Source organism: Priestia sp. AB, assembly GCF_028369225.1.
In the GTDB taxonomy this organism is placed as follows: Bacteria; Bacillota; Bacilli; order Bacillales; family Bacillaceae_H; genus Priestia; species Priestia megaterium.
In genome coordinates, this window is sequence record NZ_JAQMYN010000013.1 from 68,757 (window position 1) to 92,217 (window position 23,461).

Sequence of the window (23,461 nt, forward strand, 5' to 3'; positions counted from 1 at the left end):
CTCCTTTAGAATGTTTTCGTAAAATGAAATATCAGTCGTGTATAAGCTAAAAAACCAATTAGCAATTCTAATGAATTGTTAATTGGTTTTTCATAAATAATTAAGAGTAGTTCAATACAATTATTTTAGTTTTAAAAAATTATATTGAGTATGAGGTGGTAATCAAAAATTGATAGTTAAGTAAGTTGCTACAAATTAAAACTGTTTTTTGAATTCTAAAATCCATGTCGATACTATGGAAGAAGCAGCTTTTTCCTTATTTAATGATGCAGAAAAAAATTGTGGGAAGCCACTGTAAAGAAAGGGAATGTGTATGCAAGAGAACCAAAATAAATTAAAAATTTTACTTAACAAGGTGCCTGAAGTTACAGTTTTCTTCTGGATAATCAAAATTTTATGCACAACTGTCGGTGAAACATTTGCCGATTTTCTAAATTTCAACCTAGGATTAGGGTTAACTCTCACTACTATAATTATGGGAATAGCGTTTTTTATTGTATTGTATCTCCAATTCAGAGCAACTAAATATGTACCAGGCATTTATTGGGCAACGGTTGTCCTTATAAGCGTATTTGGAACGCTGGTAACTGATAATTTGACAGACGCAATGGGAGTCCCTCTTGAAGTTAGCACAATTGTCTTTTCCGTTCTACTTGGATTAACTTTTCTTTTTTGGTATCTTAGTGAAAAAACACTTTCCATACACTCAATTTACACAAGAAAAAGAGAGGTTTTCTATTGGCTTACCATTCTTTTCACATTTGCACTTGGAACAGCAGTAGGCGATCTATATTCTGAACAACTAGGTTTTGGATACCTTAAAACAGGAGTAACAGTCATTATTATCATAGGGTGTATCTTCTTGGCATACAAATTGAAGCTTGATGGAATTTTATCGTTTTGGATCGCGTATATTCTTACTCGTCCACTTGGAGCATCATTAGGAGATTACTTATCTCAGACAAAAGTCAATGGTGGTTTAGGTTTGGGAACAACTGTTACTAGTGTTATTTTTCTTGTAGCTATTTTAGCTATAATCGTTTTTCTTGCTGTTACAAAAATTGATATAAATCAAAAAAAGGAAACAGCAGATATAAACCAACCAGATGGGAATAAGAAAAATGTTTTGACACAAACCATTGTGGTACTATGTATTTTCTTAGTTCTTGGTATAGGTGGTTATATTTGGCGCAGTAATGATCTAGCATCACAATCCACTACTTCACAAGCGAGTTTATCTGGACAATTAACGGGTTTTATTAAAATCGAAAAAGGTATGCTCAAGGATGTAAATTCAAAAAACTTTACTGCAACGAAAAAAGGAGCAGACGATTTAGAACATCAGTGGGACTCATCAGAAGCTAAACTTAGAAAAATAGACGGTTCTAAATGGACCAAGATCGATGGAACTATTGATGTTGTATTAGCAGCAGCTCGTTCATCCAACCCTGATGTCAATAAGTGCAAATCAGCACTTAATAATTCACTGACTACACTAAACGCAGCTAATAAATAAAAAAGAGATCGCAATTTGCGATTCCTTTTTTATTTTGAAGACAAGGTTTAATTATCATGTTTAAATATAAAGAAAAAAGTAACACATCCCCAACGTTCACTTCCATACCTGAATTAAATCCTTTCGGCATCTTTAAATTGGATATGATGGAGCGAATCCCAATTGAAGAAGTGCGGTAAGCTTGCCTGTCCAATCGAAAAATAACAAAGAACCCTTACCATAGTAGGGTATCAGTAGATGGTGATATAAGAGATGCTTGGTTTTTATATGCTGAGAGTTGTCCAAATTACTTACCTTTTTTGTGAAATGGACAAGAGAATCCAAGTTGCCTAAACAGCTAAAGTGAATATAAGAAAATTAATAAGAGTTAATTAAGTGATGTATCTAAAGGAGCTAGTAGTTAGCATAATCAACGTAACCTGAAATAAAATGATAAAAACCTACGCTTATGTATAGATCCTGGAGGAAAATGTATGTTAAGTTGCCCAGTAAATAAGATTCCTATCGTTTTAATACCTGGACTATTTGGATCGATGAGTGATGCAATCATTCCTGGTACTGGTAGCTGGAGCTTTGGAAGTGCAAAGTTTATTTACGAACCTTTTATTCAACAATTAGAAAGTATAGGCTATCAGCGTAATAAAGACCTTATTACTTAATCCCAAGAATTGAAGAGATAAAATTAAAGACAGGCTATAATAAAGTAAATTTGGTTTGTCATAGCATGGGAGGGCTAGTCGCTCGTTCCTATATTCAAAGTGAGCAATACCTCTACGACGTAGATAAAGTCATTTTATTGTGCACACCTAATGCAGGCTCTGCTCCTAATTACAGTTTTTGGACCAGAGGAAAAGCACCTGTAAAATCGTCATTAGAATTCAATATTGTTTACAATACAATGGAGCTTTATATACGATACCTTAGTACACGTTATAGATTAGATAGGATACAGGCTGTTCATACTTACTTTAAAGGATTGCAAGATGTCATCCCAGGAAGAGAGTATGGTGACTATTTGATAAGAGAGGACCGTGGTTCAAAGGAATTTATATATTATCAAACGATGAAGACGAAAAATAAATTCCTAGATAAGCTGAATAACCATAAGAGTATAATAAAAGCCAGAGGCATAGACGTTACATTAATTGGAGGATATGAAAAAGAGACCATTTTATACTTAAAAGTCGTTCCTACTATGTCCCCTAACATCGAAGGGAAAGTAGAGGGTGTATTGAAGACAAATATAGGTGATGGAAATGTGGTACTAAATAGCTTACTTTCTTTAGATGGAGACAAATATATACTACAAGGAGACCGTACTGAAGTTTTATATAAAAGTCAACCTATTTTATGTAAAAAACTGCAATAGCTAAAAAAAGGAATTTATAATTAGGAAGCAGCACTCTAAAAGAAGAATAAAATTTAAATTTTTGAACAAACTAAGAAGAAAAGGTCCCAATTCCTTTTATCTCATAAGTATGATGTTCTTAAGAAAAAGAAGCTACTATCTAGGGTAGCTTCTTTTTCTTACTCTTTAAACGTACATTCACAGTTTCTTTATTTCTTTAGGGTTGTTTGTTTTATTGCATGCTCATGCCGATAGTCAATACGTTCTTCAATTTGATCTAATAATCTCTTATCTTGTTGGATCTGATTTTTATTCTCATTAATAAGATGTTGAAATGAGGGTTTTAACTTTCGCATAAAGGCACTTCTCTCTTTTAAAGATTTTTATATAAATTAGGTGTAATTATAATCGTTATATGAAATAAAGCAACTGATAAGACTTAATGGAATAAATCCTTTCTTCCTATCCAAATATTATTTCTACTCTTTGTTTTTTGTACATTTTTTATACATTCTTTTTTTATAATGGAAAGTGCACAGAAAGCATAAGACAAGAGGTAGAATCAAGAGAAGAAAAAAGTATAAATAAATTAATGCAAGAGCCAACTTGAATAAATGCTCAGAAAATATAATTAAAAGGATAAAACGAGAGTAAATAAAAGAAATAATTTGTAAGTACGTCTATACATTATCTAAATCCTGTTTAATATTACATAAAAAAACCAAGCAGAGACTTATTTTAATCTGCTTGTTTTTTAATTTTATAGTCTATCCTCAAGTTCAACTAAGCGTTTATCCATTTCAACGAACTTTTTTTCTAAATAACGATTATTGGATTGTACATGTTTCAGCATACCTCAATATCTTCAGGTTGATTTAGTTCAATTCTCGTCACAGTTTCTAGTATTGTTCCTGTTGCGTCCTCTACTGTACTTATTCTATTTTCAATTTTATCTAATCGACTATTAACTTGTGTAAAGCCGACTTCAACAACTTTTAATACCTCTTCTAACTTACTCATGCGTTATATTCTCCTCTTCTGCTTCTTAGCTTTTATTTTATCAAAAGACAAAAACAAAATAGACTCATAAAAGTATTCCTATATTGAATATAGTTTAACGTGTAAAAAAAGAGATTTTTCTTGTTATTAAAAAGAAGACAAGGCTTAAGAAGGATCTATTAAATATATACTACATTCTTTTGGAAATAAGAAAACATCGAGGCAATCAGTTAAGAATTCATTATAGAAACTTGATAAATCTATCTGCGTATTTGGTGGATTTATCTTCCTCTTGCCTTAGTAATATTATTAATAGTATTATTATAACTATGAAAAATAAAATTAAAAAATCACCTCTTGCTTTAGCAATACTTTGTCTCCTTATCGAAGAGCCTATGCATCCTTATCGTATGCAACAGCTTATTAAAGAGAGAGGAAAAGATGAAGTTATTAACGTTCGTTATCGAACTAGTATCTATCAGACCATCGATCGTTTGCATCGCGATAGAGCGATCGTAATTCAAGAGAAGAAACAGAACGAAGGGAGACCAGATTTAGTTATTTATGAAGTAACGGAAGAAGGGAGAGAAGCTGCGTACGAGTGGATAAGAGAAATGCTTTCAACACCCAAACAAGAATTCTTAGAATTTCCAGCTGCTATTTCTTTTGTTGCTCTTTTAACACCTGAAGACGTGAGAGAACAACTTGAAAAAAGAATACTTGCTTTAGAGAAGGCGTTAGCTCACATAGAAAAACAAATGGAATTGGCCACAAGCAGGGGTATTCCACGTTTATTCTTACTCGAGGTGGAATATCAGCGTACGGTGTCATTAGCTGAGTTAAAATGGGTCGAATCTACTATCCAGGATATACAAGATGAGAAATTAAAATGGGATTGGGAATGGTTACGCGAGATATCGTTATATCTTACTTCTAAAGAAGAACCCTTGAACTAACCCTGACTAATGATTGTTCAATTATTTATAATATACACACTTTCAGAATTTATTGTGTTACAAAAGGAGAAAAATGATTAAATATGAATGTAAAACAAGGTAATTTAAAGATAGTGCTAGCAGGTCTTTTGCTAGCAATTTTAATGGCGTCTATGGACAACACGATTGTTGCTACTGCTATGGGAACCATAGTCGGAGAGCTTGGTGGGCTTGATAAGTTTGTATGGGTTACATCAGCTTATATGGTCGCTGAAATGGCAGGTATGCCGATATTCGGCAAGCTGTCAGATATGTTTGGACGTAAAATGTTCTTTGTTTTTGGACTAATCGTCTTTTTAATTGGATCAATTCTTTGCGGTACGGCAGAAAGTATTATACAGCTTAGTATCTACCGCGCAATTCAAGGGATTGGCGGCGGAGCACTTATCCCAATTGCTTTTACTATTATGTTTGATACTGTTCCTGTTGAGAAACGTGGTAAACTAGGTGGTTTATTTGGAGCAGTTTTTGGTTTATCGAGTATTTTCGGGCCTTTGTTAGGTGCTTATATTACAGATTACATCAACTGGCACTGGGTCTTTTATGTGAATATTCCTTTGGGACTTTTAGCATTAGCATTTATCGTATTTTTCTACAAGGAATCACCCGTGCATGCCAAACAAAAAATTGATTGGTGGGGCGCTGTGACTCTGGTTGGCTCTATAGTCAGCTTAATGTTTGCCTTAGAGCTTGGCGGGAATAAATATGAGTGGGGTTCTGGAGAAATCTTGGGTTTATTCATTGCTTTTGTTTTATTGTTTGTTGCCTTTATCTTAATTGAAAGAAAAGCTAAAGATCCTATTATCTCTTTTCCAATGTTTAAGATTCGTTTATTCACCACAAGTAACCTTTTGGGCCTTTTCAGTGGGATGGCATTTGTCACGGCTTCCGTGTATATACCTATATACATCCAAGGTGTACTTGGAGGGACAGCTACTAACTCAGGTCTTGTATTGCTGCCAATGATGTTAGGATCTGTCGTTTCAGCCACAACCGGCGGTTTTCTAATGAATAAATTAAGCTATCGTAGCATCATGATTGTCGTTACAATTATTCTAGGAGCAGGTGTATTCTTCCTAACAACGTTGAGTCCTGATACAAGTCGTTTCTTAGTTACAGTCTATATGATTCTTACAGGACTAGGAATTGGAGCAACATTCTCTGTTCTCAGTAACGCAGCAATTCATCATTTTGAGCCGGCACAAAGAGGATCTGTTAACTCAACCGTTTCTTTTATTCGTTCATTAGGCATGACGCTTGGTATTACCATTTTTGGAATCATTCAAAGGGACGAATTTTCTTCTAAACTTAAGGAGATTTTTGCAGGACAAGATCAAATGGTCAACAATCCGACATTTAACGATCCTCGTGTAATTCTTGCGCCTGAGGCTCGTGCTCATATCCCAGCACCTGTGTTAGATAAAATTGTAGGAGTTCTTTCTTCTTCTATTGCCCATACCTTTATGTGGGCACTCATTCCTACGGTGCTTGCATTTGTGGCCGCGCTAATAATGAGCAAAGAACAACTGAAAACATCTCTGGAAAATGAAATGTCCAATAAAAAAATGGAAATGAAAAATTAAAGTAGTTTGGTTATAATCATAGTTAATAATTTTCTTGGATATTCCAAGTAAAAAGAAGTTACCAAGGGGTAACTTCTTTTTTAAATCTAATATGCGTGTGTAATAAATATTACAAGGAATAGTAGTTAGGTTTTTTGTGTTCAATAAAAGGGAAAGATAAATTTATCTATCACCAAAGGGGAAAACACTATGGATAAAATGACTCAAGAATTTCATGATTTTTTATTACAACATGTGAATGAAATGGCTCAAGAGTGGTTAGATTCTCGAGAAATAGAAGAGAATTCTGTTTATACAGCTGATGCTTCTTCAGAGGTAACTGAATACCTTCGAGAACAAAATCACTATTTTACCCGTACAATAGTGAAGGTCCTAAAGGATGGATCTTTTAAAAATCTTAGTGGTTGGGCCCAAGAGATTGCAACCAAACGAGCTCGCTTAGGGAACCCTCTTTACCAGAGTATTCGTCATTTTAAAACGTTTCGTTCTATTTTTCTTAACAAGGTTGAAGCATTTGTAGGGCTCCACCAGTCTAGTATTACACAACAAGATATTATTTTATGGAACAGAACTTTAAACGAAGCCTTTGATCGGATGATTGAACTCTTTACCATGTATTATGGGCAAGTATCAGAGGCGCAAGTATATGCTCAAAAAATGCTAATTTCAGAACTTAGTACACCAGTTATCAGTATTTCAGATACAGTTGGTGTCCTTCCTATAATTGGTCAGATTGATGACTATAAGAGCAATGACTTTGCAGAAAAAATTATGGTGCAAGCAAAAGACCTTGAATTGTCTTGCCTAATTATTGATCTATCAGGTGTACCTTCCATTGATACAATGATGACCAATGAATTGTTTCAAGTGGTAAACATGTTAGAGTTGCTAGGAATCGATACAACGATCACAGGTATCCGTCCAGAAATCGCTTTAACAGCCGTTCAGTTGGGTATAGACTTCAGTAAAATAAGAACCTATGGAAAACTAAAGGACGCAGTAAGTGACCTTTTGCATATAAGGTAAAGCTAAGGTTTTATATATATTTATAACTACTTTAAAGCCTCTTCTTTATACAGAAGAGGCTTTTGTTTACTTAACGTAAGTTTGATTCTCGGAATCAAAAAATGACCAATTAAAATTAATTGGTTATTTTTTGATATCATGTATCTTAAGAAAGGTTAAATGTCTTTTAACTTTTTTGCTGGATTTCCTGCCATAATAACATTACTTGGAACATCTTTTATTACAACTGAACCAGCAGCAATAATTGAATTATCACCAATTGTAACACCTGGTAAAATGGTGCAACTTCCACCAATCCATACATTATTACCAATCTTGATAGGTATTGCATAGCCACTTTTATTTCTATCTTTAGGTTCTATAGAATGACCAGCTGTATAAATACCAACATTTGGACCAATCATGCAATTGTCTCCAATAATCACTTCGGTCATGTCTAAGATTGTACAATTATATCCCGCATAGAAATTATCACCAACATGAATGTTATAACCTAAATCACAATGGAAATTATGTTCGAGGCTAGGGTGATCTCCGACACTTCCAAAAAGTGCCCTAATAATCTCTTCTTTTCTTTCAAATTCTTCAACATCTGTATTATTAAATTCTTGAGTTAATCTATGGGCACGAATATTATCTCTTTTTAGTTCCTCTGTTCCTCTTTTATAATGAATTTTCAATGTATCTTTCATAAAAGAAGGTACCTCACTTTGTCTTTATTATTTATTATGGTATACAAAATAACATGCCTATTATCTAGAAGCATAAGAAAGAGACTCTCTCTTCTTCAGATTCTCTGTAATTAAAGATGCCACTATTTAAAGTACAAGCACTAATAAATTTCCATATCTTTAAATATTAGCGTGTATTTAGTTTTTTCTTCCTACACGTACTAATTATTAAAAAATAGGAGGGGTAACTGAAAATAATACAACCGCATTCTGGTCAAAAGTGTTCTCCCATTTGTGCCTTAAGTTGGTTGGTATTTTTACACTGTCTCCTTTATCTAAGACATATTCTTCTTCGTTTAAATATAATTTAATCCTCCCCTCCAAAATTAAAGCAATTTCCTCCCCTTCATGAGCTAAAAGCTTTTCAGAAGAAGTCGTATTGGGAGACACGTTCATAATAACGGTTGCAAGGTTGCCTTTAAAATCTGGAGATAGCAATTCATAAGATAAGTTATCAACAATCATTTTCTTTCTCTGATCTTTTCTCACTACTAAGTTAGAGGTATTCGTTTCCTCCAAAAAAAACATAAATGTTGGTATATCAAGTTTTTTAGCTAGTATTTTAAGCGTTTGAATAGAAGGATTTGCAAATCCTCGTTCAATCTGACTTAACATAGAAGGAGTAATTTCAGCAAGGTTAGCTAACTCCTTGCTGCTTAACTTTTTGGCCTTTCTATATTTTGCAATTTTCTTTCCGATATCTATATTTTCCATTAAATTAACCACCTAATTAAATTTTATTTAATTGATTAAATATAACTTAACAATTTGAAAATGATATGCTAAAGTAAAAATTAAATTATATTTAATTTATTTAATTATAATTCATATAAAAACGTATAACAAGCATCTTAGGAGGGCAATGCAAGTGGAAAATTATGATGTAGAAACTTTAAAAGTGAATTACCCATTGCTAAATCAGCTTATTTCTTTAGAAGAACTATTTTGGACAAACCCTAATCTTGAAGACTTTCAGTCTGGAATTATAAAGAGCCCAGTAACAAAAGAGGATGTAAGAGAGGCAGAAGAAAGGTTAAAGCGTTTTGCTCCGTATATTGCTACGGTTTTTCCTGAAACTAAAAAATCAAATGGGATCATCGAATCTCCTTTGATAAGAATCCCAAATATGAAAAAACAACTAGAACAGGATTACAAGCAAACAATACAAGGACAACTTCTTTTGAAATGTGATAGTCACCTTCCGATATCAGGTTCGATTAAAGCAAGAGGAGGTATTTATGAAGTTCTAAAATATGCAGAAAAATTAGCATTTGAGCATGATTTGTTAAGCTTTGATGACGATTATGCAATATTAGACAGTCATACCTTTCGACAGTTTTTCTCCAAATATTCAATTGTTGTAGGATCCACTGGGAACTTAGGACTTAGTATAGGTATTATGAGTGCAAAATTGGGTTTTCAGGTGACTGTTCATATGTCTGCAGATGCAAAACAGTGGAAAAAAGATTTACTTAGAAGTAAAAGTGTTAACGTTATTGAGTATGAGGCCGATTACAGTAAAGCTGTAGAAGAAGGAAGAAAACAAGCAGCTGCTGATCCTACATGCCATTTTGTAGATGATGAAAATTCACACGATTTATTTTTGGGATATTCGGTGGCGGCTTCTCGGCTGAGTAAACAACTGATGGAATTAAATATCACTGTAGATGAGGACCATCCTTTATTTGTTTACTTACCCTGTGGTGTAGGTGGGGGGCCTGGAGGAGTGGCCTTTGGTCTAAAATTAATGTTCCAAGATCATGTTCATTGTTTCTTTGCAGAGCCTACTCATTCCCCTTGTATGGTACTAGGCTTAATGACTGGCCTTCACGATCAAATTTCTGTACAAGAGATTGGAATTGATAATAAAACAGATGCAGATGGCCTAGCAGTAGGTAAAGCCTCTCGTTTTGTTGGCAAAGTCATAGAACCTTTTTTAAGTGGAAGTTACACAGTTAGTGATGAGCATTTATACAAGTTATTAAAACAACTTGTTGACACTGAGAATGCTCAATTGGAACCTTCAGCACTTGCAGGAATGATAGGACCTGTTAAATTACATCAGGAAGGAATGGATTATTTAAACAATCACAACCTTACTGAAAAAATAAATAAAGGTACGCACATTGTATGGGGCACAGGTGGAAGTATGGTTCCTGATAACATAAAAAAAGACTATTATGATAAAGGAATAAAAGCTTCTCGTAGTTAAGAGGGTGTATCTTTAGAGAAAGAACATATTCATCAGAACTTCTAGGATTTTAATTCGTTATAAAGAGATATATTGAAATGTAAAGTAAAAAGAAGCCTTAGTCTTTATACAACAAGGCTTCTTTTTCATGATTTTCTTCTATGTTATATTGTTTTTATTAAGATACAGATTTAAGTTCCTCTGTTAAACGTAAAAAGGCTTCTTTATCTTTATTCTTTAAGGAATGATCAACTTTCTCTAGAATTTTATTTCTTTTGAAGTCATTCATAACTTGATTTAAAAACAATTCAGCCAACATTTCATCACGTAAATTTGGATCAACTCGATCCATTCCGTTAAGTACATTATTTTCCATAAAGCGTCAGCCCCTTTATCTTTTCTCTTTTGCAAACAGTATTCCCTTTTGCCCCCTTTTTATGCAAAGTTAATAGATGAGTTGAGACATAGAATAATATATAATATGCATGATTACGCTCCTATTTCCTTTTAAATATCTTTCACATATCTTCAACTAGATAAGAAAAAGATATCACTCCATAATTAATAACTAATCAATTAAAGAGAAATAATTAGGTTTCAAAAGAATTCCTTTTTAGAAGCGATTATGAAGACTAATAATAGTTTATTTTGTACGAAGCTGTAATGTAATCTAATTCACGTCTATCATTTTTAAAACCTGTCTTATACTCTATCCGTCATACACACATGTTCTGATGCAGCCACCAAAGTTTGTTTTTGTGAATAAAATTATATGTATGGATATAAAGGGTAAGCTCACTGTAGTCAGAGCTTACCCTTCGTTGTTCTTCACTACCTTATCTATTTAAGGACTGCTCCGTTTTTCATAGTAATTGCCTCCTATACATTTCAAGGGGCATGTTATCCTCTACAGATCTTTTGAAGGTGCTCAATTCAGCGTATTTGGAATCGCTTTAAATCTAATATGGCATAAATCATACTAACATATATGAATAATGAGAATGATTGGTTTCCCCTTGAATAAGATGGGGATTAGTAAAAGGAAAGTCTTTACAATCTTAAATAGGAGGGAAGAAGATGTTTAATGATTGGAAAGAAGAAATTCAAGCTCATTTAATCAAAGAAGGTTATAGCGTTAGAGAATTTTTAGGTGAGTCCCGAAGTTGGTATTACTTTAGAGTCAATAGTATTTGGATAGGTGACCATATAGTCAAAGTCCAAAATGGATTTCTAGGTTATTTAAAAGAAAGAGTTAGTGGATAGGTAATAAATTGTTTAAATACCAAGACCATAAAACATTTAAGGGAAAAAGACAAACCGAGAGTAAAACATATTTTTCTACGTAGAGATCAAAGGTTAAAATTTAAAAGTATTTTTATAAAGAACTTTTTTAAAATTCTTTAGTTGTATCAAAATTCTGTTTCATTACAGTCGTGCTTATATATTTATATCTAGTTATTTGTTATTAAGAGTTTTAAAAAAGATTACAGCAGGCAGTTTTCTTGATAGAGAACTGCCTGCTGTGATGAACTCTATATAATCATTAAATCAAGTACAAAAAGGGTTACCTCTGTAGCTTATCTAGTCCTTCTAATGTTATACATATAAGAAGAAAAAATACATAAGAATTTGTACAATCAATGTTTTAATTTTAAGGTATGTGGTACACATATAGTACAACACCAATATTATTGATTGTTGTGAAAAGGTAAATACTTAACTTATGAAGGGACTGATTAGTTTTGAAAGGATTAACAGTGACTTCAAGAAACGTATTACCTCAAATTGAAAGTAGATATTCGTATCTTACACAAGGCACTTTGGTTATGAACCGATATACGTAACGAAAGGGCCTCACAAGGGCAAACAAATTTCTAAACAGCATGGGAAAAAGCTTGTATCTTTTTAGATACAAGCTTTTTCTTTCGAGTCAACGTAAGTTCAATTATCAGTGGCAGAAGTATTTTACTATTTACTTGACTTTATAGAGTTTACATATAGTGTTCTCTTTATAATCTATGTATTTATTCCAACGTTCTCCTTGGCTAATATAATCATCAAACGTAGCGTTTCTAACTACAATGCAATCACATTCATCTGCGGCCTGTTTTGCAATTCACTGTGTGTCAAAGTGTAATCTAATTACTAAAAACAACTAATGCGTAATCCTTGTTTTTCTAATTCAATTAAACGATCATCTTTAGTGGGTAACGAATCGAGTATACTTACTAGAAAATCCTAATGTTTATGTTTTTGATTAATCGAATAGAAAATCCAGTGACCTTTTCTTTTCTCTTTTACTAGCCCGATATCTTTTAACTTACGTAAATGCTGACTCATGGCAGGTTGACTGGCCTTGTAAATTTCAACTAGTTCACCTACACAACATTCATTTGTTTGTAAAAGTTTCATCATTGATAGCCGTGTTTTATCTCCAAATAACTTGAGGATCTGAGCTGCCTTTTCCATCTCAATTGAAGCTTTTGTATCCATAAAAAAAGACCTCCTGATTGCTATATAACAGTTTACTTATGTATTTATACGTGTAATATACTTGCTTTTTCCATTATTTACAACCTTTTTATTAAATCCAATGTAACACAATCTAATCATTAATATGGTGTACCATGTTGATAACACTATAAATAACAGACAATTCAAATTACAAGTATAATCGAAGGTGAATATTCGTTTCGTTGTAATAATAGGGATAATTACAATGTTTTTTGTGTTTGCCTATCTTTTAATCGTAATAGGAATGAACCACCCTACCGAGTTTCCTTCTTACATTGAGCCTAAACCGTAATTTTGGAATGATTAGCCTCCTTATTTAAACTCAAGTGTCTATTACTCAACCTTATCGATAAAAACAAACAAATTTCTCAGGGAATCTTACACGAAATGACTAGAGAACATTGCTACTTTTTAGTTAACCACTATATGGAAAAATTAATTAGACAGGCAGGTCTTCAAAGAATCCGTCTTTTTATTTAACTATAACTCAATATTTAAAGAAGGGTTTATTTTATTGTTATTGAATCTATACAGGACGGTTTATTTCAAATCTCAATTGCAGAGAGGGGAAATGATAATGGCCATTGGAAGAGAACGAGCTGCAAGGAGTATTTTGGATCAATCAGGGTTGAGGAATAGGAATCCAGACAACGCTACGTTTGATGAAAAAGAAACAAAACCTCGTGCCTCAAATTTTGAAAAAGTTCCGACTCCTCGTGAGGGTTCTACTCGAACAGCAAGGATGGCAGAAGAATATAGGGCTGAATATAAAAGGGTAAATAGAAGAGAGCAATTTTTGCAAGATACAATAGATTTATTAATTAATTGTAATAACAAGCAATCTGTTGAAGAGTTAAAGGAATTAATTAATTTAGCAAAAGAACGATTAATTATGTATAAAGGTAAATAGAAATTATTTCTTTTTCTATTAATGAAGTAGTATAATATGGATACGTTAACATTCACATTTGTGTGAGTGCATTTTTGGTAGGAGAGAGCAGCCAGTATATGATGGTTGCTCTTTTCGTATTTGCAAGAAGATGTGACTACATGAAAGATTGGTTTAGAGTATTCCCTCTAAGAAATGAATCAAAGAGAGAAAATAGAAGTGAGGAATAGCGCTCCTTGCAAAGTGCAATGAAGAAGCTGGGGATAATGAGTCAGATATTTTTTAAATACAAATGGTGGAGATAGATACCAATTAGGTAATGGAGTCGGAATTCTTTAGATACTATGTAGCTACCGCAGTAAGCTTGCCTGTCCAATCGAAAAATAACAAAGAACCCTTACCTAAGTTGGTAAGGGGTAGCTGATTATGTAAGAAAGAGTGTGCTTTATATGCTAGAGGTTGTCCTAGTTACTTACCTCTTCATTAACTGGATTGAAAATCAAATTCTGTCCCAAAGGTTATTGTAAAAACTGAAAAATGAAATTTATTTAAACATAGTTAATAACGAAAGAAATAACCCGATAGTAATTTAGTTGAGTTTTTATTTTTTTAGGGTCAATTTAAATTTAAAAAGAGAAGGTATTTATTATGAGGAAAGAATTTTCGTTTAGAAAGATCGGTAATCATAAAGGATTATCTATTCGCACCAAATGGGTTTTATTTATTTGTACCACCACCTTTATAGCACTTATAGGAACCGTTATCTTTATGCAGGTAAGTATAAGTGACATTTTGAAAAAAGATAATTTAAGTTCAAACGAGGTTACTGCCAAAAGTGCGTCTGAACAAGTAAGTTTAAATTTAAAAGGCTATGAAAATTCATTAAAACAGTTGGCAGGTGTCGTATCTAATGAAATGAACAACAAAGGTTCTGTTTCTAACGTCGACAGTCTATTGCAAGCCGTTAAGAAAAATGATTCTACAATTATTTCGGCCTATTACATGGATGGAAAAACGGGGAAACTTCATATTTCTCCGTATGCTGATTTTAAGCAGGACGTACATGAAACAAGAACATATAAAACTTTAACAAAGACACCTAAAGTAACATGGATGGATGTGTACAAAGATAAAATTTCTGGGAAAATTATGACTTCTGTCGTTTCTCCGGTCATCGTAAGTGGGAAAATGATAGGAGCCTTAGGTTATGACATAGACTTAACTACAATTGGAGTTTCTAGAAGAAAAATAGAAAAGTATACTGAAAATAATCTTGTTATCTTAGATTCACAAGGATTTGTAGTTAGTGCTTTTATAAAAAATTCTGATGGGAAAAATATGAACCCCGAAAAAAGTGGTACTGTAGAGGGCGTTAGTGATTTAATATCCCACAGAGAAAACTTTAATTCACAATATGATTGGGTATCAAAGATTTATAAGAATGATTCTGTGCATTCTCTTGATGTGGAATTAAATAAGAAGGATTATACTGGCCAAGTGACAACAATACCTCATTTAAATTGGAAAGTGATTTCTTTAACACCCAAAGACATCTTTTCCTCTAAGATGAATGATATTAAACAAACTGGAATCATTTCGATAGTTATAGGTCTAATAATTGGGGCATTGTGTGCCTATTACCTTTCTGGCATGCTAAGAAAGGTTATACTTAATATTCAGGAAGTCTTAAAAAAGACATCACATGGAGATTTAAATACCGAACTCAGTATTGCATCAAGGGACGAGTTGGGAGATCTAGCAAAGAGTTATAACGAGATGCTTGCTGGCATGAGACAACTAATTTTTAAAGTAAAGAACAATGTCGTCTCTGTCGAAACAACCACTAATGGCGTTAATACTATTGCTTCAGAAAATAACGTCGCAATTGCTGAAGTTTCCCAATCCATAGAGGAAATCGCAATGGGAGCATCAGCTCAATCAAATCAAATTGAAAATGGTTTACATACCATTAAAGAGTTAAGTATCGAAATTGACTTATTATTAGAGCAATCTAATATGGTTGAAAAAGAAATGAAAGAGGCTTCCACTCAAGTGCGAGTAGGCGAGGAACAAGTTGAGGGATTAAAAACCTCTTATGAAAAATTAGACTCGAATTTTAAAGATATTACACTAATGGTTTCAAATTTAAATAACAAATCAAAGACTATTGCAAATGTGACTGATCGCATTTCTGAAATAGCCGAACAAACTAATTTATTAGCTTTAAATGCTTCCATAGAAGCTGCGAGAGCAGGTGAGCATGGCAGAGGATTTGCCGTAGTAGCTCAAGAGGTTAGACGTTTAGCTGAAGATTCTAAACAAGCGACTAAAGACATTAACGAAGTTATAAATAGTATACTTAAAGAAAATAACACGCTTGTTAATATGATGACAGAAACAACTCAGACTAACTTTGAACAAAGCCAGGCAGTAAAAACAGTGAGTGAATCTATGACGTTTATTACTGAATCTTTAACTAAGGCAGTAGATTCTATCGTTAGAGAAACTGAATCCATTAACAGTATAAATCAACAAAAAGAAGTCGTTATTCAGATGATTCAAGAAATAAGTGCCGTTTCTCAACAAACTACGGCATCTGCTCAAGAAATAGCATCAATAGCTGAAGAGCAATCCGCATCTTCAAGTGAGCTAACACGTCATACGGACCACTTATCTAAATTGATTATTGAGTTAGATACTGCAGTAGAAAATTTTCAAGTTGAAATACGCTCTTAAAGTAAAAATGGTGCATCTATAACTATAATCGATAACAATAACCAATTAGTGTAATGGTTATTATTACTTGAAGAACCTGAAAGTGAAGAAATAACTCAACTACTAGAAGAGATTGCAGTGCAAGAAGGCCAATTATCATAAAAGCAAGAGATAAACGGGCATTTGTAAATAAAGATCCAGAAATCTTATCCACCTATAAATATTAACTTATAATCCTTAAGGAAATATATTTAGATATATATACTTGTATTAGATCGTTTTAACTTACAAATTAAGGGTAGGCGAACAAGTATGGGAGGTAATGATGATGAAGGATTCTGAGAAAAATCTTCCTGAAGAATGGATGAAGCTAGTTAGAGAAGCAATGAATTCAAATGAGAGCAAAAAACAATTTAAACAGTTTTTAGAAGAAAAAGCTGAAAATAACAACAAAGCAAAAAACATTAGATAATGAATATCTAATGTTTTTTGCTTTCAAGAAATTTGTTTACTATCTAAAAACACTTAGTTTTTATATTTTGTTACTTGAACTTATCTTCTAAAACCATCTGCATACTGTTTTGGGACAGTGGTTTCTTTTTTTAATGTAGAAGCAGCTTCTAATGCCCAATGAGGGTTTCGTAACATGCCTCTTCCAACAGCCACAAGGTCTGCATCCTCATTACCGATAACAGCATTTGCAAGCGCAGGATCATCTAATCTTCCAACAGCGATGACTGGAACATTGAGAGCTTTCCTAATCTCTCGAGCTAATGGTACTTGGTAGCCTGCATGCGTGCCGGGTCTCCCACCAGCACCGATAGGACCTTCACCTCCTGAAGAGATATGAAACATATCTACGCCAGCTTCTTGATAGTCTTTTGCAAACTCGATACTTTCATTAATACCATATCCGCCTTCTACATACTCTTTAGCAGATATCCGCATGATTAATGGCATATCTTCCGGTATTTCAGCTTTTGCTGCTTCAATAATTTCTCGGCCAAATTTAGTAAGATCTTTTCCATACTCATCTTCTCGTTTATTTGTTAAAGGAGAGTGGAATTGATGAATTAAATATCCATGAGCACCATGAATTTCAATAGCATCTACACCAGCTTTCACAGCACGCTGTACAGCTCTACGGAACTTCTCTACCATTTCTTTCACTTCATCTGTTGAAAGAGCTCTAGGTGTTTTTGATTTTTCATCAAATGGAATAGCCGAAGGAGCAACTGGTACCTCTGCATCTTCAGCTTTACGACCAGCGTGAGCAATTTGGATGCCCACTTTAGCTCCGTAACGATGACAAGCTTCTACAATTCGTGCTAAAGCAGGAATTTGGTCGTCTGACCATAATCCTAAATCATAATCTGTAATACGGCCATCAGGTTCCACATCTGTCATTTCAATTATAATAAAACTAGTCCCACCGATTGCACGATTTACATAGTGTAAGTAATGCCAGTCAGTAGCAATTCCATCCTTTTTTTCAACAGAATATTGGCACATTGGGGGCATCGTAACACGGTTTTTTAAGTCCAATCCTTTTATCTTATAAGGACTAAATAAGTGATCCATAATAAAATCTCCTTTATCAAAATTATATGCATGCGCACGCATATAATTTATAGTATTCTTTATGTCTTGTCAATTTATATGTTTATGATTTATGTTCACACCGTAAAAATACACATAGACCAAGTGATAAATAAAAATGACCTAGCAAAGTTTACTAGGTCGTTTTTATTTATCAGTTAAGATAAACTAATTTGTAAAAAATACATGCATCACATCATGATTTGTGTAATAACGATTGTAACTCATGATGAATGTTTTCCTTTGAAAACGCAGATTGAAGGATGTTATAAACAGTATCTAAGCATCCGTGTAGTTTTTCTGAACCTTTTTCAGTCAGACTAGTATAGATACCTCTACGGTCATCCTCACATATATGTCTTTGCAAAACTCCACAACTCTTAGCCTCAAGTCTACCTACTAATCGTGACATAGCGCTTTGGCTTAATCCAACCATCTCTTGTAATTGCTGTAGTCTTAATTTTTTATCACTGCTTTGAGATAAAAAGTAAAGAACGTAAAATTCTTTCAATGATAGATCATAATTTTTTTGTAAAGCCCTTTCAAGTTCATTGGTAATACTTAGTTGAATATTAGTAATGGATATCCAAGTATTTAAAAGTTCGTTTTTGGGATTGGTTGTCATATGAATTCCACCTATTCTATCCTATATAGCACTTTAATCAATTATCTTAATGTATACAGATATGATGTTCAAGTCCTATTATATAACAATTCCTTAACTTTTAATTATATGGTGAACAAATGAAGTTAGTAGCTAGGTAATTTATTGTTGCTATCTATCCTCGATACACAGGAGAACAATAAAAAAGATGACTATAAGTAGCTTAATAAACTAAGTAAAAAGCTTAAAAGGTAAATGAATGATGCACAATTTTAATTACCATAATGTCTTTTTTCGAACTCATCAAAAAAAAGAACCCTTACTGCATTGGGTTAGGATGTTCTAGGCTTTTAGCTACCATGAGTTGTCCCAAGCGTTTGTTCTTTTTATAAAGCTTACATAGCATAGATAATACTAGCATATTTGAATAATAAGGAATATCGTTTTTTTCTTGCATAAAGTGGTAATTAGTAAAAAGAAAGTTTTAACCATTTTGAATAGTAGGGAATGTCATGTTTAATGATCATGCAGAAGAAATTCAGGCCCATTTAATTAAAGAGGGTTATAGTGTTAGTAAGTTTTTAAGAAAAGATAGGAATTGTTATTACTTCAGGGTCAATAATATTTGGTTAGGTGATCATATAGTCAAAGTCCAAAATGGCTTTCTAGTTTTTTAAAAAGAAAGGGTTAGTGGATAAAGAATAAATGGTCTAGACGCAAAGAGTATATTAAAAAGAATGACAAAGGAGCAGCCATTTCCGTTGTTATCTCAGTTGATAAAATTGAAATTTTATCAACTGAAAAAGCATTCCTTTTTGAGGAATGCTTTTTCTTAATGTCGAGAAATTATAAAAAATCTTTTTTCGACACTATGTTAATTGCAAAATTTGGTTTTTTCTTATTCGAATAAAGCACTATCACTAATGCACGGAGAATATTTACACTTCAAATTCTTTAATTTTAGCGTCAGGACTTAATGTCTTTTCTGGTACAAATTCGTCTGGTTGTTCCCCATTTTTCACTTTGTTTACCCAGTCATGATTAGCAAGTGCTCCACGACCTAAAGTGATAACATCTGCTTCACCTTTTTCGATAATTTCTTTTGCTTTTTCTGGGTTATGAAGGCTTCCGTTTGCGATAACAGGTAATTTGCTGTACTTTTTAGCTAATGCTGCAAGAGTAGCTCCAGTTCCTTCGCCTTTAGAGAATGCAGGTTGCCATGCTTCAAATTCTGTTACATGGATAAAGTCTAGTCCTGCTTGTCCTAACTGACCAAAAATAATTTCAGCGTCTTTCTCTTTATCGGCCCACTTATGATAATAGTCATTTATTTTACCTTGAGAAATTCTAATACCAATTGGATAGTCTTTTCCGACTGCTTCACGCACTGCTTCTGAAACCTCTACTAATAAACGAACACGATTTTCAGTAGTGCCACCATATTCATCAGTTCGTTTATTTGCATAATCTGTTAAGAACTGGTCTAGGATATACCCATTTGCACCGTGGATTTCAACTCCATCAAAACCAGCCTTTTTAGCATTCTTTGCAGCCTCAGCAAATCCTTTAATTACTACTTTAATATCTTCTTTTGTTGCTTCTTTAGGTACTGAGAATTTACCATTACCACCATAAACTTTCATTTGTTCTCCTTTTGGTTCAACAACTGATGGCCCAATTGAGTCCTTTACAAATCGATTTCCTTGAGATAAAGCACCAGCATGCATCAATTGAAGGATTATTTTTCCACCTTCTTGATGAACAGCATCTGAAACCTTTTTCCAACCCTTAATTTGTTCGTCATTAATGATACCAGGTTGATCGAAATAGCCTTGACTATAAGCATCATCTGGATATGTTCCTTCAGTTATGATTAAACTAAATCCTCCACGAGCAAATTTCGCATAATAATTAACCATTTCGTCAGTGGCTACACCTTCTGGTGTAGCGCTTGTGCGTGTCATTGGAGCAACACCTACGCGATTGTCAATTGTAATACTACCTAATTTCACGGTTTCGAAAAGTAAATTGTTATTTGGCATAATAGAAACTCCTTCTTTATTTGAAATTATATATAGTGGTAAATTGTTGAATTAACACCCATTAATTCCGCACGCCATATCCTCTGGGAAATCAGGCTACTTTTTATTAATTTCTTCTGCAATAATATCTTCAAAAGATTCTTTAGAACGAATACCAGCTATTTTGGTATCACCAATAATAAAAGTGGGCACTGCAGAGATATCTGCTTCTTTATATGCATGTTGAAGTGCCTTTTGATGTGATTCCCGATACTTTCTCGTTTCTAGAGCTGCTCGATACTCATCTGTATTTAAATTGACTTCACCAGCTAACTTGGTCAGTACATTAATATCACCGATATCTTGTTCTTCTTGGAAAAAAGCTTTTAGTATACGTTCGTTATATTCATTTCCTTTCCCATTCTCTTTCGCATATTGGTATCCTTCAAATGCCAAATGAGTATAAGGTTGAGGAGAAACTTTGGGAAGTACTATATTAACTCCCATTCTTTCTGCCATAGGATAAACAGATTGTCTCCAAGTATTCTGTAGATAGTGACCTTCAGGCTTTAGAGTTTCATTCGGGAAAGGACGCAATTCATAAGGCATCCACTCTACTTCTACATCCTTTCCTTTAATTGCTTCCTCTAATGGCTGTTCAGCTAGAAAACAAAAAGGACAAACGTAATCGGAATAAACTTTTATCTTTATCGTCACATATAATACCCCTCTCCTAACATATTTAATTCGTTACTATTGATAACAAACTTGTTATGCCCTTATAATAATATACAATATAGAATCAGTAAAATAGATATATTCGAACATAACGTTCGCTAAAATTGAACTGAGGAAGGGAGAAGTAATATGGAGCTTAGACACCTGGTCACATTTAAAACGATTGTAGAGAAAGATGGCTTTAAAAGGGCAGCTGAACATCTGGGGTATGCTCAATCTTCTGTTACCACCCATATTAAAGAACTAGAAAGAGAATTGGGAAAACCCTTATTCGATCGATTAGGTAAAAAAGTGGTGCTGACTCAATATGGTCACCACTTTTTACCGTATGCGGCCAAAATCATTGATTTATTTTCACAAGCTTTAAACACCAATGATGAGCCGGTAGGAAACCTTATTATAGGTATTTCTGAATCACTCACAATAGACCGTATCCCCCCAATACTAATTGAATATAAGAGATTATATCCGAAGGTTAATCTCTCTTTAAAATCAATTGATAATTATGATGTAACATCATATTTACAAAACGGAGATATTGATCTTGCATTGATACTTGAGAAAGATGATTTATCCCTTTCAGAACTTTTTACGGAAAATTTAAAAAGAGAAAAAATGGTTCTAATACGTCCTAACGACGTTAAAGACTCTAGTACAGTACTATATACCGAGCGATTATGCAGTTATAAATCTGTTTTTGAACACTATATAAATTACAAGCAAATGGATGTAAAAGAGAGTCTGGACTTTCAAAGTATTGAGGCTATAAAGCAGTGTGTTAGAAGTGGTCTTGGTATTTCACTCGTTCCTTATTTCTCAGTAAAAGAAGAGCTAATCACAAACAAATTGTCGGGTGAAGAAGTACCGCCAGATCACCCTGCCATTTCTACATTCCTTGCTTATCACAAAGATAAATGGTTATCACCAGCTATTTTAAAAATGAATGAATTGATAAGAGAACATGCTAAGGGATGGGAATAATCTTTTATTACCCAAATCACATTTAATCTGTATTCATAATGAGTTCCTATTATCTAAAGCACTAACTTATTTGTATGTAAGGCTTCAATCAGGGTAAAATTGATTTGTTCCATTTGCTCTTCTGTTAAAAGAGGTTGAGGTACTTCTTCTTGCTTGTTTATGACTTCCTGTAATCCTATGTATTGCTCCGGCATTCAGTAGCATTATAGGTTGTATGTCTCCTGTTTTCAGTTGTAGTAAAACGAGATGTATTAGACAAATCGATAAGTTATGCTATAATAGCGATGGAAATGATACGTGAATAATCTAATGTATTCAACGTAGCAAAGAGCCACTTGTTTTATACAAGTGGCTTTTTCTATTGAGTAATTTGTCCTCATATGAATATTCATCTTTAGAAATCTCTACGCTTGTAGATGTAAAGCCTAACTCACTTTGCAGCTCTTTATGTACAATCCTGTTGTGATATCTGTTATTGAAAACCCCCTAGACTCCTGCGGAAACTGTCGAGGGGTTTTTGTCTTTTTATAAAGGAAAAACTCAAAAGAACGAAGAATACATTACGGAGCGTAATGATAAAAAAATATTCCAAAGGAGTGTTTTTTATGAAGTTCTGGATGAAAGAAATTAGTTATTCTCAAGTTGAAAATAAGATACAGAGTGGCTATAAAGAGTTGTTTATGATCGGACAGTTTCGAATTGTAGATGCCTATAAAATAGTAGATAGTAATGACCATACAAAAGATATTCAATCTCATTTCATACTGGATACGAAGACTGGTAATAACTATGAAATAAGTGTAGAGCTTGCTTACGGTCTTGTATCTGCATTTTATTGTGATGGGGATCGAAGGTCTCTATTATCTAATATAATAGCATGGGTAAAGTATATGAATGGTAAAAATAGATTAGCAACTAAAAAAACCGATATTTCTAATGTATTATCTGGTGTAGTATAAATAAGAAAAGAGAGCAAACCTCTGCTTTCTTTTTTTGTATTATATTTAGAGC

General features: G+C 33.4%; 22 protein-coding genes and 2 pseudogenes. 13 read left to right on the forward strand and 11 right to left on the reverse strand.

Features of this window, described 5'->3' with window-relative positions:
• Positions 1–313 precede the first annotated feature (313 nt).
• The 3 genes and pseudogenes from POF52_RS25870 to POF52_RS25880 all read left to right on the forward strand — a co-directional run bounded on the left by POF52_RS25870 (position 314) and on the right by POF52_RS25880 (position 2,885).
• Entirely contained in the window at positions 314–1,516 is a 1,203-nt protein-coding gene (locus POF52_RS25870) for a COG4705 family protein (RefSeq protein WP_271996197.1), read from the forward strand.
• Between the two features lie 56 nt (positions 1,517–1,572).
• Complete coding sequence (locus POF52_RS25875) at positions 1,573–1,695, forward strand: hypothetical protein (RefSeq protein ID WP_255323647.1); 123 nt, start codon at positions 1,573–1,575, stop codon at positions 1,693–1,695.
• A 294-nt stretch (positions 1,696–1,989) separates the two neighbouring features.
• Positions 1,990–2,885 (forward strand): annotated as a pseudogene (locus tag POF52_RS25880) (esterase/lipase family protein).
• A 188-nt stretch (positions 2,886–3,073) separates the two neighbouring features.
• Here the strand turns inward: POF52_RS25880 and POF52_RS25885 are convergent.
• Together POF52_RS25885 and POF52_RS25890 are read right to left on the reverse strand one after the other, a co-directional pair.
• Positions 3,074–3,220: an FbpB family small basic protein gene (locus POF52_RS25885; RefSeq protein WP_098333956.1), complete on the reverse strand. Its 147-nt coding sequence runs from the start codon at positions 3,218–3,220 to the stop codon at positions 3,074–3,076.
• 490 nt (positions 3,221–3,710) lie between these two features.
• Entirely contained in the window at positions 3,711–3,884 is a 174-nt protein-coding gene (locus POF52_RS25890; RefSeq protein WP_271996203.1) for a hypothetical protein, read from the reverse strand.
• Positions 3,885–4,192: 308 nt separating this feature from the next.
• On the opposite strand from POF52_RS25890, the gene POF52_RS25895 reads away from it, so the two are divergent.
• The 3 genes from POF52_RS25895 (at position 4,193) to POF52_RS25905 (ending at position 7,467) form a co-directional block, all read left to right on the forward strand.
• Entirely contained in the window at positions 4,193–4,819 is a 627-nt protein-coding gene (locus POF52_RS25895; RefSeq protein WP_255323646.1) for a PadR family transcriptional regulator, read from the forward strand.
• A gap of 83 nt (positions 4,820–4,902) precedes the next feature.
• A complete protein-coding gene (locus tag POF52_RS25900) occupies positions 4,903–6,441 on the forward strand; it encodes an MDR family MFS transporter (protein WP_271996207.1) in 1,539 nt (512 codons plus the stop codon).
• A gap of 189 nt (positions 6,442–6,630) precedes the next feature.
• A complete protein-coding gene (locus POF52_RS25905) occupies positions 6,631–7,467 on the forward strand; it encodes an STAS domain-containing protein (RefSeq protein ID WP_271996210.1) in 837 nt (278 codons plus the stop codon).
• 155 nt (positions 7,468–7,622) lie between these two features.
• Here POF52_RS25905 and POF52_RS25910 read toward each other — a convergent pair whose 3' ends face one another.
• Positions 7,623–8,159, reverse strand: a complete 537-nt coding sequence (locus tag POF52_RS25910; protein ID WP_176586254.1) for a sugar O-acetyltransferase — start codon at positions 8,157–8,159, stop codon at positions 7,623–7,625.
• Between the two features lie 207 nt (positions 8,160–8,366).
• Positions 8,367–8,912 (reverse strand): cupin domain-containing protein, encoded by a 546-nt coding sequence (locus tag POF52_RS25915; protein WP_176586253.1) that lies wholly within the window; start codon positions 8,910–8,912, stop codon positions 8,367–8,369.
• Between the two features lie 148 nt (positions 8,913–9,060).
• On the opposite strand from POF52_RS25915, the gene POF52_RS25920 reads away from it, so the two are divergent.
• Entirely contained in the window at positions 9,061–10,410 is a 1,350-nt protein-coding gene (locus tag POF52_RS25920) for a D-serine ammonia-lyase (RefSeq protein WP_176586252.1), read from the forward strand.
• 157 nt (positions 10,411–10,567) lie between these two features.
• On the opposite strand, the gene POF52_RS25925 is transcribed toward POF52_RS25920, so the two are convergent.
• Positions 10,568–10,765: an IDEAL domain-containing protein gene (locus POF52_RS25925; RefSeq protein WP_025751519.1), complete on the reverse strand. Its 198-nt coding sequence runs from the start codon at positions 10,763–10,765 to the stop codon at positions 10,568–10,570.
• A 701-nt stretch (positions 10,766–11,466) separates the two neighbouring features.
• On the opposite strand from POF52_RS25925, the gene POF52_RS25930 reads away from it, so the two are divergent.
• Positions 11,467–11,652, forward strand: a complete 186-nt coding sequence (locus POF52_RS25930; RefSeq protein ID WP_025751520.1) for a hypothetical protein — start codon at positions 11,467–11,469, stop codon at positions 11,650–11,652.
• 882 nt (positions 11,653–12,534) lie between these two features.
• On the opposite strand, the pseudogene POF52_RS25935 reads toward POF52_RS25930, so the two are convergent.
• Positions 12,535–12,882: pseudogene (locus POF52_RS25935) on the reverse strand (ArsR/SmtB family transcription factor).
• Positions 12,883–13,480: 598 nt separating this feature from the next.
• On the opposite strand from POF52_RS25935, the gene POF52_RS25940 reads away from it, so the two are divergent.
• From POF52_RS25940 to POF52_RS25950, 3 genes are all read left to right on the forward strand, one after another.
• On the forward strand, positions 13,481–13,813 hold the full coding sequence (locus POF52_RS25940; RefSeq protein WP_271996225.1) for a hypothetical protein: 333 nt from the start codon (positions 13,481–13,483) through the stop codon (positions 13,811–13,813).
• A 627-nt stretch (positions 13,814–14,440) separates the two neighbouring features.
• Positions 14,441–16,528, forward strand: coding sequence for a methyl-accepting chemotaxis protein (locus POF52_RS25945; protein WP_271996228.1), 2,088 nt, complete (start codon positions 14,441–14,443; stop codon positions 16,526–16,528).
• Between the two features lie 307 nt (positions 16,529–16,835).
• Positions 16,836–16,979: an anti-repressor SinI family protein gene (locus tag POF52_RS25950; RefSeq protein WP_271996230.1), complete on the forward strand. Its 144-nt coding sequence runs from the start codon at positions 16,836–16,838 to the stop codon at positions 16,977–16,979.
• 80 nt (positions 16,980–17,059) lie between these two features.
• Here the strand turns inward: POF52_RS25950 and POF52_RS25955 are convergent, their stop codons facing one another.
• The 4 genes from POF52_RS25955 to POF52_RS25970 form a co-directional block, all read right to left on the reverse strand.
• Positions 17,060–18,088, reverse strand: a complete 1,029-nt coding sequence (locus POF52_RS25955; RefSeq protein WP_271996233.1) for an NADH:flavin oxidoreductase/NADH oxidase — start codon at positions 18,086–18,088, stop codon at positions 17,060–17,062.
• A gap of 214 nt (positions 18,089–18,302) precedes the next feature.
• The gene (locus tag POF52_RS25960) at positions 18,303–18,731 is read right to left on the reverse strand and encodes a MarR family winged helix-turn-helix transcriptional regulator (protein ID WP_271996236.1); all 429 of its coding nucleotides are present in this window, start codon (positions 18,729–18,731) and stop codon (positions 18,303–18,305) included.
• Positions 18,732–19,648: 917 nt separating this feature from the next.
• Positions 19,649–20,752 (reverse strand): NADH:flavin oxidoreductase, encoded by a 1,104-nt coding sequence (locus POF52_RS25965; protein WP_271996239.1) that lies wholly within the window; start codon positions 20,750–20,752, stop codon positions 19,649–19,651.
• A gap of 96 nt (positions 20,753–20,848) precedes the next feature.
• Positions 20,849–21,448, reverse strand: a complete 600-nt coding sequence (locus tag POF52_RS25970; RefSeq protein WP_271996242.1) for a DsbA family oxidoreductase — start codon at positions 21,446–21,448, stop codon at positions 20,849–20,851.
• Positions 21,449–21,598: 150 nt separating this feature from the next.
• Between POF52_RS25970 and POF52_RS25975 the strand changes: the two genes are divergently transcribed.
• On the forward strand, positions 21,599–22,450 hold the full coding sequence (locus POF52_RS25975; RefSeq protein WP_271996244.1) for a LysR family transcriptional regulator: 852 nt from the start codon (positions 21,599–21,601) through the stop codon (positions 22,448–22,450).
• Between the two features lie 53 nt (positions 22,451–22,503).
• On the opposite strand, the gene POF52_RS25980 is transcribed toward POF52_RS25975, so the two are convergent.
• Positions 22,504–22,644 carry a YolD-like family protein gene (locus POF52_RS25980; RefSeq protein WP_271996246.1) on the reverse strand — a complete coding sequence of 47 codons (141 nt, stop codon included), beginning with the start codon at positions 22,642–22,644 and terminating at the stop codon, positions 22,504–22,506.
• 411 nt (positions 22,645–23,055) lie between these two features.
• On the opposite strand from POF52_RS25980, the gene POF52_RS25985 reads away from it, so the two are divergent.
• Positions 23,056–23,409 (forward strand): hypothetical protein, encoded by a 354-nt coding sequence (locus tag POF52_RS25985; protein ID WP_016766716.1) that lies wholly within the window; start codon positions 23,056–23,058, stop codon positions 23,407–23,409.
• Positions 23,410–23,461 lie beyond the last annotated feature (52 nt).